Source organism: Bradyrhizobium sp. ERR14 (genome assembly GCF_014198235.1).
In the GTDB taxonomy this organism is placed as follows: Bacteria; Pseudomonadota; Alphaproteobacteria; order Rhizobiales; family Xanthobacteraceae; genus Bradyrhizobium.
Genome location: NZ_JACIHD010000023.1, coordinates 50743 through 67381, shown reverse-complemented (window position 1 = coordinate 67381; position 16639 = coordinate 50743). Strand labels below are relative to the sequence as shown.

At 63.7% G+C, this 16639-nt stretch carries 15 protein-coding genes and 1 tRNA gene; 13 read left to right on the top strand and 3 right to left on the bottom strand.

The annotated features are described in order from the left end of the window. Window positions 1–130: 130 nt before the first annotated feature. Window positions 131–207 (bottom strand) — tRNA-Met (locus GGD62_RS35180). Window positions 208–574: 367 nt separating this feature from the next. Between GGD62_RS35180 and GGD62_RS35175 the strand changes: the two genes are divergently transcribed. Both GGD62_RS35175 and GGD62_RS35170 read left to right on the top strand, forming a co-directional pair. Beyond that, the gene (locus tag GGD62_RS35175) at window positions 575–1951 is read left to right on the top strand and encodes a coniferyl aldehyde dehydrogenase (protein WP_246800414.1); all 1377 of its coding nucleotides are present in this window, start codon (window positions 575–577) and stop codon (window positions 1949–1951) included. A gap of 99 nt (window positions 1952–2050) precedes the next feature. Further along, complete coding sequence (locus tag GGD62_RS35170) at window positions 2051–3637, top strand: GMC family oxidoreductase (protein WP_183712973.1); 1587 nt, start codon at window positions 2051–2053, stop codon at window positions 3635–3637. 71 nt (window positions 3638–3708) lie between these two features. Here the strand turns inward: GGD62_RS35170 and GGD62_RS35165 are convergent, their stop codons facing one another. Further along, window positions 3709–4470 carry an SDR family oxidoreductase gene (locus tag GGD62_RS35165; protein ID WP_183712969.1) on the bottom strand — a complete coding sequence of 254 codons (762 nt, stop codon included), beginning with the start codon at window positions 4468–4470 and terminating at the stop codon, window positions 3709–3711. Between the two features lie 107 nt (window positions 4471–4577). Here GGD62_RS35165 and GGD62_RS35160 point away from each other — a divergent pair, with 107 nt between their 5' ends. Both GGD62_RS35160 and GGD62_RS35155 read left to right on the top strand, forming a co-directional pair. Continuing rightward, entirely contained in the window at window positions 4578–5090 is a 513-nt protein-coding gene (locus GGD62_RS35160; RefSeq protein ID WP_026202541.1) for a CvpA family protein, read from the top strand. A 202-nt stretch (window positions 5091–5292) separates the two neighbouring features. Beyond that, window positions 5293–6075: an SDR family oxidoreductase gene (locus GGD62_RS35155; protein ID WP_018321389.1), complete on the top strand. Its 783-nt coding sequence runs from the start codon at window positions 5293–5295 to the stop codon at window positions 6073–6075. A 151-nt stretch (window positions 6076–6226) separates the two neighbouring features. Here the strand turns inward: GGD62_RS35155 and GGD62_RS35150 are convergent, their stop codons facing one another. Next, a complete protein-coding gene (locus GGD62_RS35150; RefSeq protein WP_026202540.1) occupies window positions 6227–6703 on the bottom strand; it encodes a DUF3775 domain-containing protein in 477 nt (158 codons plus the stop codon). A gap of 127 nt (window positions 6704–6830) precedes the next feature. Here GGD62_RS35150 and GGD62_RS35145 point away from each other — a divergent pair, with 127 nt between their 5' ends. From GGD62_RS35145 to GGD62_RS35105, 9 genes are all read left to right on the top strand, one after another. Then, window positions 6831–7679 carry an MBL fold metallo-hydrolase gene (locus GGD62_RS35145; protein ID WP_183712966.1) on the top strand — a complete coding sequence of 283 codons (849 nt, stop codon included), beginning with the start codon at window positions 6831–6833 and terminating at the stop codon, window positions 7677–7679. Between the two features lie 241 nt (window positions 7680–7920). After that, window positions 7921–8763, top strand: a complete 843-nt coding sequence (locus GGD62_RS35140; protein WP_183712963.1) for a fumarylacetoacetate hydrolase family protein — start codon at window positions 7921–7923, stop codon at window positions 8761–8763. A 184-nt stretch (window positions 8764–8947) separates the two neighbouring features. Beyond that, window positions 8948–9559, top strand: coding sequence for a glutathione S-transferase family protein (locus GGD62_RS35135; protein ID WP_092254243.1), 612 nt, complete (start codon window positions 8948–8950; stop codon window positions 9557–9559). Between the two features lie 104 nt (window positions 9560–9663). Next, window positions 9664–10542: an MBL fold metallo-hydrolase gene (locus tag GGD62_RS35130; protein WP_183712961.1), complete on the top strand. Its 879-nt coding sequence runs from the start codon at window positions 9664–9666 to the stop codon at window positions 10540–10542. Window positions 10543–10644: 102 nt separating this feature from the next. Then, entirely contained in the window at window positions 10645–11793 is a 1149-nt protein-coding gene (locus tag GGD62_RS35125) for an alpha/beta fold hydrolase (protein ID WP_183712958.1), read from the top strand. A 67-nt stretch (window positions 11794–11860) separates the two neighbouring features. Further along, window positions 11861–12832, top strand: a complete 972-nt coding sequence (mbfA, locus tag GGD62_RS35120; RefSeq protein ID WP_018321384.1) for an iron exporter MbfA — start codon at window positions 11861–11863, stop codon at window positions 12830–12832. A gap of 119 nt (window positions 12833–12951) precedes the next feature. Then, window positions 12952–14424: an amidase gene (locus tag GGD62_RS35115; protein ID WP_183712955.1), complete on the top strand. Its 1473-nt coding sequence runs from the start codon at window positions 12952–12954 to the stop codon at window positions 14422–14424. Window positions 14425–14612: 188 nt separating this feature from the next. Then, window positions 14613–14966 carry a nuclear transport factor 2 family protein gene (locus tag GGD62_RS35110; RefSeq protein WP_183712952.1) on the top strand — a complete coding sequence of 118 codons (354 nt, stop codon included), beginning with the start codon at window positions 14613–14615 and terminating at the stop codon, window positions 14964–14966. A 269-nt stretch (window positions 14967–15235) separates the two neighbouring features. Further along, window positions 15236–16606 carry a hypothetical protein gene (locus GGD62_RS35105; protein WP_183712949.1) on the top strand — a complete coding sequence of 457 codons (1371 nt, stop codon included), beginning with the start codon at window positions 15236–15238 and terminating at the stop codon, window positions 16604–16606. Window positions 16607–16639 lie beyond the last annotated feature (33 nt).

Genomic DNA, 16639 nt, shown 5'->3' with positions numbered 1-16639 from the left:
GCGCGATGAGCCTGGAATGAATCGTCATGGCGCTGACGGCCCGAGACAAGTTCGACGATCCGTCGCCCAAAACAAAAATGGCCCGCTTTTCGCGGGCCATTTTCGTATCGGATCCGGTAAAATCCGAATTTGGTTGCGGGGATAGGATTTGAACCTATGACCTTCAGGTTATGAGCCTGACGAGCTACCGGGCTGCTCCACCCCGCGTTAAACACTTGCTTTGCCTTCAGTTGGATCCCGGGGACGGTCGGTTGAGGCCTGCGCTGTTCGCGTGGCTTTTCTCGTCCGTCCCAAAGGCTTCCTTGGAAGGCAACCCGGGGCAAAGCCCGTCGGGTGCGGGGCGTATGTATCAAGGCGAGCTGCCTTTGGAAAGGGCTGCGGGAACGTTTTTTTCGACTTTATGACAGGGGAAGCGACCGATTTCGGCTGCGTTCCCTGTGCTCTTGCCAGAAGTTCCACAAAGGGCCAGCTTGCGGCAACAAGATTAAGGCTGAAACGCCGGTGAGGGAGGATCGCCGTGGACAAATCCCTGACGAGCGCCCCGGTCGGAGCGCTGGAGGAGGCCTTCCACGCCATGGTCGTGCCGTCGCGGGACCAGCCGCCGGCCGGCCTTGCCGAGCGGCTTGACCGGCTGGCGCGGCTGCGCAGCGTGGTCGCCGACAACGAGGAGCGTTTCCGGCAGGCGATCTCGGCCGATTTCGGCCACCGCTCGGCGGTCGAGACCACCATCGCAGAGACGATGCTGCTGTTCTCCGAGATCCGGCACGCCACAAAGTACCTCAAGAGCTGGATGGCGCCGCAGCGCGTCGCGACCGCGCTGCAATTCCTGCCGGCGCGCAACCGGCTGATGCCGCAGCCGCTCGGCGTCGTCGGCATCATCGCGCCCTGGAATTATCCGCTCCAGCTCACGCTCGCGCCCGCGATCGGCGCGCTAGCCGCCGGCAACCGCGTCCTGATCAAGCCGAGCGAGCTCACGCCGCACTTCGCAGGCCTGCTGAAGGAGACGGTCGCCGCGCGATTCGATGCGACCGAGCTGCTCGTCACCGGCATCGAGGGCGAGATCGCAGAGGCGTTTGCGCGCCTGCCGTTCGATCACCTCGTGTTCACCGGCTCGACCCGGGTCGGGCGGCTGGTCGCGGAGGCCGCGGGGCGTAACCTGACGCCGGTTACCCTCGAGCTCGGCGGCAAGTCGCCTGCGATCATCGACGCCTCGGCCGACCTCGATGAAGCGGCCGAGCGCATCGCCTACGGCAAGTTGCTCAATGCAGGGCAGACCTGCATCGCGCCGGACTATGTGCTGGTGCCGGAGCGCTCGTTGCAGGCCTTCGCCGAGAACGTGCGCGCCCAGATGCGGCGGATGTTCGGCACCGATCCGGCGAACAAGGACTACACCTCGATCATCTCGGACCGGCACTACACCCGGCTCGAAGGCCTCGTCGCGGACGCGGCGGAGCGCGGCGCCAAAATCCTGCAGCCGGCGAAAGCGGACGATCCGAACTGGAAGGCGCACCGCAAATTCCCGCCGACGCTGATCGTCGGGGCGACCGACGCGATGGCGGCGATGCAGGAGGAGATTTTTGGGCCGGTGCTCCCGATTCTCGGCTATCGCGATCCCACTGACGCCATCGCCTTCATCAACCATCGCGATCGGCCGCTGGCGCTGTACTGGTTCGGCAAGGACGGCACCGCGCGCGACGAGGTGCTGGCCCGCACCATCTCCGGCGGCGTCACCATCAACGACTGCCTGTTTCACTTCACGCAAATCAACCAGCCGATGGGCGGCGTCGGCGCATCCGGCACCGGCGCCTATCACGGCGAATGGGGCTTTCGCACGTTCAGCAAGTTGAAGCCGGTATTCTATCGCTCCAAGTTCAACCGCCTCGCCGATCTCTATCCGCCCTACGGCGGCAAGATCGCGCGGTTGGAGAAGTTGATGCGGTTCATGTCGTAGGGGGCAATCGTTCCGGGGCGCGAAGCGCGAACCCGGAACCTCGAGATTCCGGGTTCGATGCTCCGCATCGCCCCGGAATGACAATGACGGGGGAAACAAGTGACCGATACATTCGATTTCGTCGTCGTGGGCGCGGGCTCCGGCGGCTGCACAATTGCGGGGCGGCTGTCGGAGGATGCGGCGACGTCCGTGGCGTTGCTCGATGCGGGCGGGACGAACGACAATTGGCGCATCACCACACCGTTTGGGCTCGCCCTGCCCTACAAAACGGCCAACTGGGCTTTCGATACCGTGCCGCAGAAGGGACTGAACGGCCGCATCGGCTATCAGCCGCGCGGCAAGGGCCTCGGCGGCTCCTCGGCGATCAACGCCATGGTCTACATTCGCGGCCACAAATGGGACTACGACCACTGGGCTTCGCTCGGCAATGCCGGCTGGTCGTATGCGGACGTGCTGCCCTATTTCAAGCGCTCGGAGAACAATTCCGATTTCGACGGCGAGTATCACGGCAAGGGCGGCCCACTGCATGTCAACCGGCTCCGCTCGAACAATCCGATCCATGATGTCTTCCATCAGGCCGCACGCGAGGCGCAGTTCCGCATTCGCGAGGACTTCAATGGTGAGGATCACGAAGGGCTCGGCAGCTATCAGGTGACGCAGCACAATGGCGAACGCTGGAGCGCGGCGCGCGCCTATGTGCATCCCCACATCGACAAGCGCACAAATCTGCGCGTCGAGACGGGGGCACACGCCACGAAAATCCTGTTCGAAGGAGGGCGCGCAGTCGGCATCGAATATGTGCAGGGCAAGCAGACGAAGCAGCTGCGCGCGCGCCGCGAGGTGATCCTTGCCGGCGGCGCCTTCCAGTCACCGCAATTGCTGATGCTGTCGGGCATCGGCGATGGCGATGCGCTTCGAACGCACGGCATTGGCGTGCTCCATCATCTGCCCGGCGTCGGGCGCAATCTGCAGGACCACCCGGATTTCGTGTTCGTCTACGCCTCCGACTATCCGCACTTCGTTCATGCCTCGCTCGGCCGGTTGCCGTCCCTGCTCCGTGCCATCCAGCGCTATCGCCGTGAACGGCGCGGCCTGATGACCACCAATTTCGCCGAGTGCGGCGGCTTTTTGAAAACCCGGCCTGACCTCGACGTACCGGACATCCAACTTCACTTCGTCATCGCGATGCTCGACGACCACGGCCGCAAGAAGCACAAGGAGGCGGGCTTCTCGTGCCATGTCTGCCTGCTGCGGCCGAAGAGCCGCGGCAGCGTGTCGCTGAAGAGCGCCGATCCGCTCGCAGCGCCCATGATCGATCCGAACTTTTTGGGCGAAGCGGAGGATCTCGAGACGATGGTCGCGGGCTTCAAGACCACGCGGCGGCTGATGGAGACGCCCGCGCTGCGCGCGCTGCAGAAGAAGGACATGTTCACGTCCGACGTGAGAACAGACGACGACATCCGCAACATTTTGCGCAATCGCGTCGATACCGTCTATCACCCCGTCGGCACCTGCAAGATGGGGACGGATGCGTTGGCCGTAGTCGATCCGGCACTGAAGGTACACGGCGTCGAGGCCTTGCGCGTCGTCGACGCCTCGATCATGCCGACGCTGATCGGCGGCAACACCAACGCGCCGACCATCATGATCGGGGAGAAGGCGGCGGATATGATCCGGGCGGGTTAGTCGGCCGCTGCGGTTATGTATCCCGGATCTGCGCGCGCTTGAGGCGCGCTTGTCCGGGACGCCAGTGAGACTTAGTTCAACAGGAAACCACCGTCGACGGTAATCACACTCCCCGTCATGTACCGCGACGCCTGTGACGCCAGCAGCAGAATCGCGCCGTCGAGATCGGACTCGGCGCCGACACGGCGCTGCGGGATGCGCTTGGCCAGGCGCTCGCCTGCGGGGGTCGACCAGAAGGCGTGGTTCATCTCGGTGTCGATATAGCCGGGCGCGAGCGCGTTGATGCGGATGTTCTGGCCGGCGAGCTCCAGCGCCATCGCCTTGGTGGCCTGGATGATGCCGGCCTTGGAGATCGCGTAAGGCGACACCGCCTTCAGGACGCCGGTGCCGAGCACGGAGGCGATGTTGACGATGTTGCCTGACTGCTTGCGCGCGATCATGCGCCGCGCGACTTCCGTCGCGAGGAAATAGGCGCCCTTGAGATTTGCGCCAATCACCGCGTCCCAATCCGCTTCGGTCTGCTCGGTGGCGAGCTTCTCGATGGCGATGCCGGCATTGTTGATCAGCACCGTGACGGGACCGAGCGCAGCCTCTGCCGCATCGACGGCCCGCGCGATCGAGGCGGTGTCGGTGACGTCGAGCGCGACCGCGGCGGCGCGGCCGCCCTTGCCGCAGATTTCCTCCTCCAGGCTCTTCAGCTTGTCGGCCTGACGCGCCGCGAGCGCGACGGCCGCCCCGTGAGCGGCGAGCACCCGGGCAAATTGCCGCCCCAGCCCCTGGCTCGCGCCCGTGACGAGGATGGTTTCTTTACTGACGTCGAATAGGCCTGACATTGGCGTAACCCTCGAGCTTTTGGAGCCATCAATACAGACGATTTTAGCGATCTGAAACCGGAATGATCGGTCCGGCGTTCATTCGTTCCATTGAGGCAGGTTTGCTCATGAACAATTTCGATCTCGCCGTCTATGCCGCGCTCGCCATCGCGGCCGGCTTCGGCTTCAGGACCGGCCTGCTCCGCAGCGCCATGACCATCCTCGCCTATCTCCTCGCTGCGCCGATCGCGGTCGCGCTGATGCCGCTGATCGCGCCGCAAATCGCCGGCAATCCGAATGCGCCTCTGCTGCAGAACTGGATCTGGCTGTTCGGCATCTTCGTGGTGGTCGGCATGCTGTTCGGCTATATCGGCCGCCTGGTGCTGAACGACACCATCCGCGACGCCGGTATCGGCGACCGGCTCGGCGGCGCCGCGCTCGGCGCCATCAGGGTCGGTCTCGTCGCCACCACGCTGGTCCTGGTGTTCGACCAGATCGTGCCGGCCAACAAACAGCCGCCGTTTCTCGCCGGCTCGCATCTGCGGCCGCTGTTCTCGACGGCGGGTCAGATGGGCTTCAAATCGCTGCCCCCGGAAGCGAGCTCCGCGATCGACCGCCTCAAGCAGGAGCGGCGCATCTGACGCGCGAGAAGATCGCGCCTTTGTTGTTTGGGCATGATCTTTTCGGAAAACCGCTACGCACTTTTCCGGATCATGCCTGCGCATTTGCATCGCCGCGCGGACGCGCCATGCATTTTGATGCGAGCCCATGCCTTATCAGCGGCACCGATGTTGGCTAGAATAGCGGCATCCAAAACCTGCCTGACATTACGGGAGTGAAACAGTGGATCTTGGGATCAAAGGTCGCCGCGCCATCGTCTGCGCATCCAGCAAGGGTCTCGGGCGCGCCTGCGCCATCTCGCTGGCTGATGCCGGCGTTGACGTCACGCTGACCGCGCGCGGCGCGGAAGCTTTGAAGAAAACGGCGGACGAGATCCGGAAGGCCTATCCTGATGTGAAGGTCACCGAGATCGTCGGCGACATCACGACGCCGGCTGGGCGCGAAGCCGTGCTGAAGGCCTGCCCCGAGCCCGACATCCTGATCAACAATGCCGGCGGTCCACCGCCCGGCGATTTCCGCAACTGGACCCGCGACGACTGGATCAAGGCGATCGACGCCAACATGCTGACGCCGATCGAGCTGATCAAGGCGACCGTGGACGGCATGATGGCGCGCAAGTTCGGCCGCATCGTCAACATCACCTCGGCCGCGGTGAAGGCGCCGATCGACATCCTCGGCCTCTCCAACGGCGCGCGCGCCGGCCTCACCGGCTTCATCGCCGGCCTGTCGCGCAAGACCGTGATCAACAACGTCACCATCAACGGCCTGCTACCCGGCCCGTTCGAGACCGACCGCCTCACCGGCACCGCAAAGGCCGAGGCCGACAAGCGCGGCGTCTCGGCCGAGCAGATCCTGACCGAGCGCGCCAAGCTCAACCCCGCCGGCCGCTTCGGCCAGCCCGACGAATTCGGCTATGCCTGCGCCTTCCTGTGCGGCGCCAAGGCCGGCTTCATTACGGGGCAGAACATCCTGCTGGATGGCGGCGCGTTCCCGGGGACGTTGTAACCCATCATCGCATCCGCAGCGGCGCATTCCACGAAAGATCGTCGTGCCCCGGGCTTGTCCCGGGCATCCACGTTCTTTGTGCGGCAAAGTAAGACGTGGATGGCCGGGTCAAGCCCGGCCATGACGATGTGGAGGCGTCAGAGCCCGATCATCATCGCTGCTTCGTCGGTTCGTCTTCGTCCTGCTGGCTCGGACCAGACGAGTCGGCCGTCGTGCGCTCGTCGGTCCAGTCGATGCCGAATTCGTCGAGACCATCGGCGAGCAGATCGCCCAGCATCGGCTCGCCAAGCAGATAATGCACGGTTTCGCGGCGCGGGCTGCGATATTCGGTGCGCGCCTCCACCGCGCGGGCGCGCAAATCGTCCCACTCGTCGATCGTGCCGTCACCGCGACCGAGCCATGTCAGCGCGACGAGATCGAGCTGCTCGTCCTCGTTCAGGGCGATCATGAAGCTTCCGAGTTCTTGGACGACAGGATCGGAGCCGTCATCCTCGAGAACATCGAGCGCGTCGTCATCGCTCGCGTTCGAGCCGGAATCCGGATCGGAATCGCCCTCCTTGACGTCGAATTCACGCGCCTTCTCGATGATGAAGGCGACCTTCTCCGCGGAAATCGCAAGCTCTGGCATGGCTTCCTCTTCGGCTTTTTCCTGGGGTTCCCGCGATAACGCCGCACCGCGTCAGATGATCCATTGCGCTTGATGGCGGAAACGGCGCATCTTTCGGCATCAAGGCAAGAACATGGGAAGGCGCCGGATGCAGTGGAAGGTCGGCCAAGTCAAAATCACCAAGATTGTGGAGCTGGAGACGGTCGGCTCGACCCGCTTCATCCTGCCGCTCGCGAGCAACGCAGAGGTTCAGAAGCTTCCCTGGCTGATCCCGCATTTTGCCACCGAAGAGGGCCGGCTGAAAATGTCGATCCATTCGCTGGTGGTGGAGACGCCTTCGCGCCGCATCGTTGTCGATACGGGCCTCGGCAACGACAAGCAGGGCCGCAATGTTCCGACCTGGAACAACCGCACCACGCCGTTCCTGGCGACGATGATGGCGGCGGGCTTTGCGCCCGACAGCATCGACACGGTGCTATGCACGCATCTTCATGTCGATCATGTCGGCTGGAATACGCGGCTGGTCGACGGCCGGTGGGTGCCGACATTTGCCAAGGCACGCTACGTCTTCGGCAAGACCGAATACGAGCATTGGCTGGAACATTCGACCGAGCCGGACAAGCGGGCCGTGTTCGAGGATTCCGTGAAGCCGATCGTCGATGCCGGCCGGGCCGATCTGATCCCGAGCGATCATCAGCTGTGCGAGGAGATCAGCATGATCCCGACCCCCGGCCACAGTCCCGGCCATATGAGCATTCTCATCCGATCGGATGGCGAACATGGTCTGCTCACGGGTGACGTCGCCCATCACCCTTGCCAGATGGCACATCTCGACTGGTCCTCGACCGCCGATTCCGACCAGACGCAGTCGGCCGAAACACGGCGCGAATTGTTCGGCCGCTTTGCCGACACGCCGACGCTGGTGATCGGCGGCCATTTCTCGGCCGGGCATATCAGGCGGGATGGAGAGGCATTCAGGTTTGTGGCGCTAGCCTAAGTCTCGTGCCCCGGATGCTGCGCAGCACGAAGTGATGCGCTGCTAAGCCGGGGCCCATGTATCTGGGTCCCGGCTCTGCGTCGCGTCATTTCATGCCGCGCCGCGTCCGGGACACAAGAGCGCCGTCTGCCCATCGAATCCAGAGGGCTGCAATGCGCCCCGCTCTGGGCGGTTGAATTTCCCGCCGCCCTGTTCCATGAAGCTGTTTAACCGATCGGTCCATTCCTAGGGAGAAACGAGAATGAAGCTTGTTCGTTATGGCGAGAAGGGCGCGGAAAAGCCCGGCCTGATCGACAAATCCGGCCAGTTGCGCGACTTGTCGGCGCATCTGAAGGACCTCACCGGCGAGGCCTATTCGCCCGAGAGCCTGAAGAAGCTGGCGGCGCTCGACCCCGCCTCGCTGCCCGCGGTCTCCGGCAAGCCGCGGTTCGGCGCGCCCGTCACCGGCATCTCGAAATTCGTCGCGATCGGCCTCAACTACTCCGACCATGCCAAGGAGACCGGCGCCGATATCCCGAGCGAGCCGATCATCTTCATGAAGGCAAACACATCGCTGTCCGGCCCGAACGATGCGGTCGAAAAGCCGCGCGGCTCGACCAAGCTCGACTGGGAGGTCGAGATCGCCGCGATCATCGGCACCCGTGCGAAATATGTCTCGGAAGCCGACGCGCTGAACCACGTCGCCGGCTACTGCGTCTGCAACGACGTCTCCGAGCGCGCCTTCCAGATCGAGCGCCTCGGACAGTGGACCAAGGGCAAGTCGCACGACACGTTCGGCCCGCTCGGTCCGTGGCTCGCAACCAAGGACGAGATCAAGGACGTTCAGAACCTGTCGATGTGGCTGGATGTCAACGGCCAGCGCCGCCAGACCGGCTCGACCAAGACCATGATCTTCTCCATGGCCAAGTGCATCTCCTATGTCTCGCAGTTCATGACGTTGCTGCCCGGTGACGTCATCACGACCGGCACCCCGCCCGGCGTCGGCCTCGGCATGAAGCCGCCGACCTTCCTCAATGTCGGCGACGTCGTCAGCCTCGGCATCGAGGGTCTCGGCGAGCAGAGGCAGGAGATTATCGCGGCGTAAGCCGCCGCCCTCATCCTGAGGAGCGCGCAACGCGCGCGTCTCGAAGGATGCGCCACAAGCACGGTTGCCCGGCGTTCGCGCCGGGCAACGAGAGAGCGTCCCTCGTTGTCCATCCTTCGAGACGCGCGCCAAGAGGCGCGCTCCTCAGGGTGAGGACTGTGTGCCTGAATAGAGGTTATTTCCAATGAAACTCACCTTCTCCCCCGCCTCGCCCTTCGCCCGCAAGGTGCGCATCGCTGCGATCGAGCTCGGGCTGATCGACAAGATCGAGCTCGTGCCCGCAAGCGTCGCACCGGGCACGGCCAATGAGGACTATTCGAAGATCACGCCGCTGAAGAAGCTGCCGGTGCTGATCACCAATGATGGCGACGTCATCCTGGATTCCTACGTCATTGTCGAATATCTCAACGAGATCGCCGGCGGCAGCCTGATCCCGGATTATGGCCCGCGGCGCTGGAAGGCCAAGACCAATCATTCCCTGATCAACGGCATGCTCGATTCCATGCTGCTGTGCCGCTACGAGAAGATGGTGCGGCCGCAGGGCCTGCAATGGCAGGCGTGGTCGGACGACCATTGGAACCGCGCCTGGACCGGCATGGCGCGCTTCGAGAACATGCCCGAAGTCCTCAATGGTCCCTTCGACATCTCGCAGATCGGCCTCGTTTGCGTGCTCGGCTATGCCGATTTCCGCTTCGCCGATTGCGGCTGGCGCAAGGCCTATCCGAAGCTCGACGCCTTCCACCAGAAGATGTTGGAGCGGCCCTCCGTGAAGATCTCGGTGCCGCCGGCCAGCTAAAGCGCGATGATCGTCATCGCGCTTTAGCTTGATTGTCTGGGCATGATCCTGTCGGAAAACCGCTGCACACTTTTCCGGAATCATGCTGTACAACCGGAGTTCTCATGAGCCTGAAGTTCTCGGTCGGCGATCTCACCATCCATCGCGTCATCGAGCAGGAAACCTCGTTCGTCCCGGCGCTGGAGATGCTGCCGGGATTGACGGCGGAGGTGCTGGCCGAGAACCGGGCATGGATGCGCGAGAACAAGGCGCTGGATGACCAGGACGTGCTGCTCCTGTGCTTTCAGTCCTATGTGGTGAAGACGCCCCATCACACCATCCTGGTCGACAGCTGCATCGGCAACGACAAGCCGCGGCCTCGGCCGAAATGGAACATGAAGACCGACGACACCTATCTGCGCGGGCTGGGCGCCGCCGGATTTGCGGTCGAGGACATCGACTTCGTGATGTGCACGCATCTGCACGTCGATCACGTCGGCTGGAACACGCGGCTGGAGAACGGCCGCTGGGTGCCGACCTTCCCCAAGGCGCGCTACGTCTTCGCCAGGCAGGAATACGACCACTGGTTCGCGGAGAATGCGAAGACGGAGATTCCGCCCTTCGCCGACAGCGTGCTGCCGGTGGTCGAGGCTAACAGGCACGAGCTCGTCGGCAACGATCATGAGATCGGCGATCACGTCCGCATCCTGCCGACGCCGGGCCATACGCCGGGTCATATCGCCATCACGATGGGCCGCGGCAAGGACGATGCCGTGTTCTCCGGCGATCTCATGCACTCGCCGCTGCAGACGCTTTATCCGGAGCTGTCGATCAAGTTCGACGTCGATCCGGTCGCGGCAGCGAAAACGCGCCGCAGCTTCCTGGAACGCTATTGCGACACCGACACGCTGTGCTGTACCGCGCATTTCCCCTCGCCCTCGGTGGGGAAGATCCGGCGCAAGGGCAGTGCATTCTGTGCGCGGCTGTTTAGCGAGATGCCGTAGGGTGGGCAAAGGCGCGCGCTTCGCGTGCCGTGCCCACCACTCTTTATGGTGGGCACGCTCCGCTTTGCCCACCCTACGATTCCACCCGAGTGGAGAGACACGATGACTGCACTCCCCGACATCCCCCTGCCCGCCGGAATCCGCTCGCGTTATGTCGACGGCATCAACGGCTTGCGCATGCATGTGCTGGAGGCCGGGTTCGAGACCAAGGGGCGGCCATGCGTCCTCTTGCTGCACGGTTTTCCCGAGCTCGCCTTCTCCTGGCGCAAGGTGATGCCGACGCTGGCTGCGACCGGGTATCACGTGATCGCGCCGGACCAGCGCGGCTATGGCCGCACCACGGGATGGCGCGCGGAATACGACGGCGATCTCGCGCCCTTCTCGCTCTTCAACCTGGTGCGCGACGCGCTCGCTCTGGTGTCGGCGTTCGGCTACAGGCAGGTCGATCTGGTCGGGCATGATTTCGGCAGCCCGGTCGCATCCTGGTGCGCGCTGATAAGGCCTGATGTGTTTCGTTCGGTGACGATGATGAGCGCGCCGTTCGGCGGGCCGCCGCCCCTGCCCTTCAATACGGTCGACACACCGGCAAAGCCGCCCGCCGAAGACCCCGTGCATCGCGAGCTCGCCGCGCTGCCGCGGCCGCGCAAGCACTATCAATGGTACTATTCGACGCGCGAGGCGAACGCCGACATGCACCGGGCGCCGCAAGGCATCCATGATTTCCTGCGCGCCTATTATCATCACAAGAGCGCGGACTGGACCGACAACAAGCCGTATCCGCTGTCATCGTGGTCGGCGAACGAGCTGGCAAAGCTGCCGACCTACTATGTGATGGACCTGAACCAGACCATGGCCGAGACGGTGGCGAAGGAAATGCCCTCACCCGCCGCGATCGCCGCCAACCAATGGCTGCCGGACAGCGACCTCGCCTATTACAGCGCCGAATATGGCCGCACCGGATTCCAGGGCGGGCTGCAATGGTATCGCTACGGCACGTCGGGCATGCTCAACAGCGAGATGCAGCTGTTTTCAGGACGCAGCATCGACGTGCCCTCATGCTTCATCTCGGGCAAGCAGGATTGGGGCACTTATCAGCGTCCGGGCGTGTTCGAGGCGATGCAGGGGCGCGGCTGCACAAGGATGCTCGGCTGCCATCTCGTCGACGGCGCCGGCCATTGGGTGCAGCAGGAGCAGCCCGCCGAGGTGAACCGGCTGCTGCTGGACTTCCTCGCCAGAACCCGCACCGCGTGATTTGACCCGGGAACCCCGGCCCCTTATATGGTTTAGAATAGTTCTAAACTATCGATCCAGGGCCACCGTGAAGAATTTTGCCGATCTGACCGAGCGCGAGGTGCTTGCGGTCGCGATCTCCTCCGAGGAAGAGGACAGCCGCATCTACATGACCTTCGCCGAGGACCTCCGCGAGCGTTACCCGGACACGGCAAAAATCTTCGAGGAGATGGCCGAGGAAGAGCGCGGCCACCGGCACATGCTGCTGGAATTGTACGAGCAGCGCTTCGGCAAGCATCTGCCGCCGATCCGGCGCGAGGACGTCAAGGGATTCCTGCGCCGCCGCCCAGTCTGGCTCACCAAGAACCTGTCGCTCGACGCCATCCGCAGGGAAGTCGAGACCATGGAGATGCAGGCGGAGCGCTTCTATGTGAAGGCCGCCGAACAGGCCCAGGACGTCGGCGTGCGCCGCCTGCTCGGCGATCTCGCCGAAGCCGAGAAAGGTCACGAGGAGACCGCCGCAAAGCTGACGGGCGAGATCCTGAATTCCGACGTCCGCGCCGAGGAGGATCGCACCAACCGCCGCATGTTCGTGCTGCAATATGTGCAGCCGGGCCTCGCCGGATTGATGGACGGATCGGTCTCGACGCTGGCGCCGCTGTTCGCGGCGGCCTTCGCCACCCACCAGAACTGGCAAACGTTTCTTGTGGGCCTCGCCGCATCGATCGGCGCCGGCATCAGCATGGGCTTTGCCGAGGCGCTGTCCGACGACGGATCGCTCACGGGGCGCGGCTCGCCCTGGCTGCGCGGCATCACCTGCGGCGCGATGACGACGCTCGGCGGGCTCGGCCATACCGCGCCCTATCTGGTGCCGGATCATTGGGCCAATGCGTTCTGGATCGCAACCGCGGTCGCCTGCGTCGTCGTGTTCTTCGAATTGTGGGCGATCGCCTTCATTCGCTCGCGCTATATGGACACGCCGTTCCTCCAGGCCGTGTTCCAGATCGTGCTCGGCGGCGCGATCGTGCTCGCGGTCGGCGTGTTGATCGGGGCGGCGTAAGCCCCAACCCTCGCTGTCATGCCCCCGGCTTAACCGGGCATCAATCGCGATCAAACGGCGGTTGCAGCATTCGGGCAAACTGCGCATCATCCTCCGACAACAAGAGCAGGAGAAGCGCCGTGGCCAGATCGGAATGGAGTTTCAAGAGCGCGGTCGAGCTGTCGGCCGCATTGACCGCAAAGAAGGTCTCCGCGGTCGAGCTTACACAGGATGCCATCGACCGCATCGAGCGTCACGACGGCAAGGTCAATGCGATCTGCGTGCGGGATTTTGATCGCGCCCGCAGTGCGGCACGCGAGGCGGATGTGGCGCTGGCGCGCGGCGAGAAAAAACCGCTGCTCGGAATTCCGGTAACGGTGAAGGAATCCTTCAACATCGCGGGCCTGCCCACAACTTGGGGCTGGACGCCGCAAAAGGATTTCAAGCCAACGGAGGACGCGCTGTCGATCTCCCGGGTGAAGAACGCCGGCGGCGTCATTCTCGGCAAGACCAATGTTCCCGTGGGCCTGGGGGACTGGCAGAGCTACAACGACATCTACGGCACGACGAACAATCCATACGATCTCGGCCGCACGCCCGGCGGCTCATCAGGCGGCTCGTCGGCAGCGCTTGCGGCCGGCTACGGACCGCTCTCGCTCGGATCCGACATCGGCGGCTCGCTGCGCGTGCCGGCATTCCATTGCGGCGTCTATGCGCACAAGCCGACATACAATCTCTGTCCCACGCGCGGCCATACGCCGCCGCCATTTCCTGCGGTCCCGATGGAACGCGATATGGCGGTGATCGGCCCGATGGCCCGGAGTGCAGCCGATCTGACGCTGCTGCTGGACGTGATGGCCGGTCCCGATCCGGTCGACCTCGGCATCGGATACAAGCTGGCGCTGCCGGACGCACGCCACGACAGGCTGAAGGATTTCCGCCTGCTTGTGATCGACAGCCATCCGTTGCTGCCTGCGAATTCCGACATTCGCGGCGCGATCGAGACGCTGGCCGGGCGATTGACGGCCGCCGGCGCGACCGTCGCGCGCGAAAGCCCGCTGTTTCCGGACTTCCGGGAGGCCTCGCGTCTCTACATGCGTATGCTGATGAGCTTCCTGGGCGCGTTCTTCCCTCCCGACGTTCTCGCCGGCGCGCGGGCCGGCGCGGCGCAACTCTCGCCGGACGACAAGAGCCTTGCGGCCGAGCGGCTGCGCGGCATGACCTCGAGCCATCAGGCCTGGGTGTTCGACGAAGGCGCGCGCGCCGGTCTGCGCGCGCAGTGGCGGCAATTGTTCAGGTCATTCGATGCGGTGATCTGTCCGATCATGCCGACCCCCGCCTATCCGCATGATCATTCGCCGGAGCAGGAGAAGCGCCGGATCAATATCGACGGCAAGGACCATGTCTATCCGGACCAGCTTGCCTGGCCCGGCATCGCCACGCTGACGGGCTTGCCGGCCACGGCCGTTCCGCTCGGCCTGTCGAAGGATGGTCTGCCGGTCGGCGTCCAGATCATCGGCCCCTTCCTCGAAGACCGCACGCCGCTCAGGCTCGCTGAACTGATCGAGTGTGAGTTCGGCGGATTCCAGCCGCCGCCATTATTCAATGACTAGTTCTTTCCGTCATTGCGAGCGAAGCGAAGCAATTCAGGATTTTTCGAGGCGACAGTCCGGATTGCTTCGTCGCCAGCGCAAAATTGCTTCGCAATTTTGTCGCGGGCTCCTCGCGATGACGGAGGACGACAACGTCGCGATTTTGGGCTCGCGCGTCGGGCGCCCCGGATTGACGGAAAGGAAGCACCATGAGCCAGGACCTCGACCAACTGACCGCCCTCAACCGTGACTACGTTGCGTCCGTGCAGAACTGCGACGTCAAGCGTTTCGACGAAATCTTGGCTGCGGAGTTTTATTGCTCCAATCCCGACAAGACGCTGGTCGACCGTGCCGCCTTCCTGGAGCAGACGGCGCGGCCGATCGCTATCCGGAACTTGAAAGAGCGCGACGTCATCATCCGCATCATGGGCGACTTCGCCGTCATCCATGCCGCGACGAGCTACACCACGGCGGATGGCCAGGAGGCGACGGGGCGCTACACCGATTGCTGGGCGAAGCAAAATGGCAAGTGGCTCGCGGTGTCGGCACACGTGTCGCGGTGAGGAGGGAACGCTGCCGTTCCCCCTCAGGCCGCGGGTCATTCGACGACTGCCATAAAGAAATCGCTAACCAAACAATCTTTTCCCGAGCAATGGGCAAACCGCACATCTGAGATTTATCCGGCTGGCAATCGTTCGCCCGTCAAAATTGCAGGCGACGAGAGGTCCCCTTAGGGCATCGATCTCGAGCATGTCACGAGGACGCGCTGCGAAGCTCGGAGTGTTTCTGAGCCCCGGCGAGGGTACTGCTCAAATCCGGCGAGAGTGATTGCGTGACAAACGATACAATCGAGATAGGCGCGCTCCGCGACCCCTATCATCGCGTCAATCCAGACGAGACGCTGCCCGAGAGATGGCGGATTCCGATCGCCATAGCGATCGGGTGCGGGCTCGTGGGCCTTGTGCTCCGTTACCTCGCGCGGGAACACGCGACCGCTGACGCCGCCGAGTACATCACCTGGTATACCTTCGCGCGCGATCACGGCATTGGCGGGCTGGCCGAGGCTTTCACCAACTACACGCCGTTTTACAGCTACCTGCTGCTGATCGCCACGCAGTTCGATTGGCTAGGCCAACCGCTTTCTCTCGTGAAGATGATCTCGACCATATTCGAGTTCGGCTGCGCGATCGTCGTGGCCCAGATGGTCTGGCGCGTGACAAGTGTGCCGTTGCGCGCCTCCCTGGCCTTCTGCGCGGTGTGGCTTGCGCCGACGGTGCTCTTCAACGGCGCAATGTGGGGACAAGCCGATTCGATCTGGACCTTCTTCGCGCTGATTTCCGTGGCGATGTTCATGCGGGACCGAAACGGCGTTGTGCCGTTCGCAGTGGCCTGCTCGGTGAAAGCCCAAGGCGTCTTCCTGGGGCCGTTCGTGTTGGGCATGATCCTGCGCCGCAGGATCCACGTGGCATGGCTTGCCGCTATTCCGGGAGCCTATGCGATCCTCGCCATTCCGGTTCTCGTCGCCGGCAGGTCCCTGGTCTCCGTACTCGGGATCTATCTCGGCCAGGCCAACACATTTCATCACCTGACCATGAATGCAGCGAATATCTGGGTGTTCGCGGGAGGAACGCCGTACACGGTCGGCGTCGCCGCCGGCCTCGTGCTCGCGGCGGCGAGCGGGCTTGCCCTATCGATCTTCATCGCACAGTCCAGGCGCACGGGGCCGGAGTTCATTCTGCTCGTCGCGTGCGTATCGCTCATCCTCATGCCGTATTTGCTTCCGAAGATGCACGAGCGCTATTTCTACGGGTTCGAGCTTGCGGCGATCGCCCTGGCCTGCCTCAATCTGCGCTATCTGCCGTTCGCGGTGATTGCCCAAGTCGATGGCGTGCTATCCTACCTCGCATTCGAGAGCGAGATCGTCATGGGCCTGTTGCCGGCGGCGCTCTGCAACACCCTTCTCGTGTTCTACCTCGTGCTCGATCTCCGCCACGGCGAACGTGGATTTCGCCTTCCGAGGTTTGCCTGGCTTGGCTTCACCGCGTCGACTGCGGGATTGTTCTCCTATCTGCTGTTCGCGGGTCCCGGCTTGAACGTATCCCTCGCGTATATGCTCGTCGCGGGTCTCGCCACGGCCATGACGCTGCTGCTCGTGAAGGAGACACGTTGCGCCTCGGCCGACCGTCCGGCCGCGTCGCGTTGACTTGATTTTCGAGCGACGACGGCGTCCGTGGCG

Coding starts and splice junctions, on each gene's coding strand:
- GGD62_RS35175 (WP_246800414.1), top strand. CDS start 575: ATGGTCGTGCCGTCGCGGGACCAGCCGCCGGCCGGCCTTGCCGAGCGG.
- GGD62_RS35165 (WP_183712969.1), bottom strand. CDS start 4,470: ATGTCAGGCCTATTCGACGTCAGTAAAGAAACCATCCTCGTCACGGGC.
- GGD62_RS35160 (WP_026202541.1), top strand. CDS start 4,578: ATGAACAATTTCGATCTCGCCGTCTATGCCGCGCTCGCCATCGCGGCC.
- GGD62_RS35150 (WP_026202540.1), bottom strand. CDS start 6,703: ATGCCAGAGCTTGCGATTTCCGCGGAGAAGGTCGCCTTCATCATCGAG.
- GGD62_RS35145 (WP_183712966.1), top strand. CDS start 6,831: ATGCAGTGGAAGGTCGGCCAAGTCAAAATCACCAAGATTGTGGAGCTG.
- GGD62_RS35140 (WP_183712963.1), top strand. CDS start 7,921: ATGAAGCTTGTTCGTTATGGCGAGAAGGGCGCGGAAAAGCCCGGCCTG.
- GGD62_RS35135 (WP_092254243.1), top strand. CDS start 8,948: ATGAAACTCACCTTCTCCCCCGCCTCGCCCTTCGCCCGCAAGGTGCGC.
- GGD62_RS35130 (WP_183712961.1), top strand. CDS start 9,664: ATGAGCCTGAAGTTCTCGGTCGGCGATCTCACCATCCATCGCGTCATC.
- GGD62_RS35125 (WP_183712958.1), top strand. CDS start 10,645: ATGACTGCACTCCCCGACATCCCCCTGCCCGCCGGAATCCGCTCGCGT.
- GGD62_RS35110 (WP_183712952.1), top strand. CDS start 14,613: ATGAGCCAGGACCTCGACCAACTGACCGCCCTCAACCGTGACTACGTT.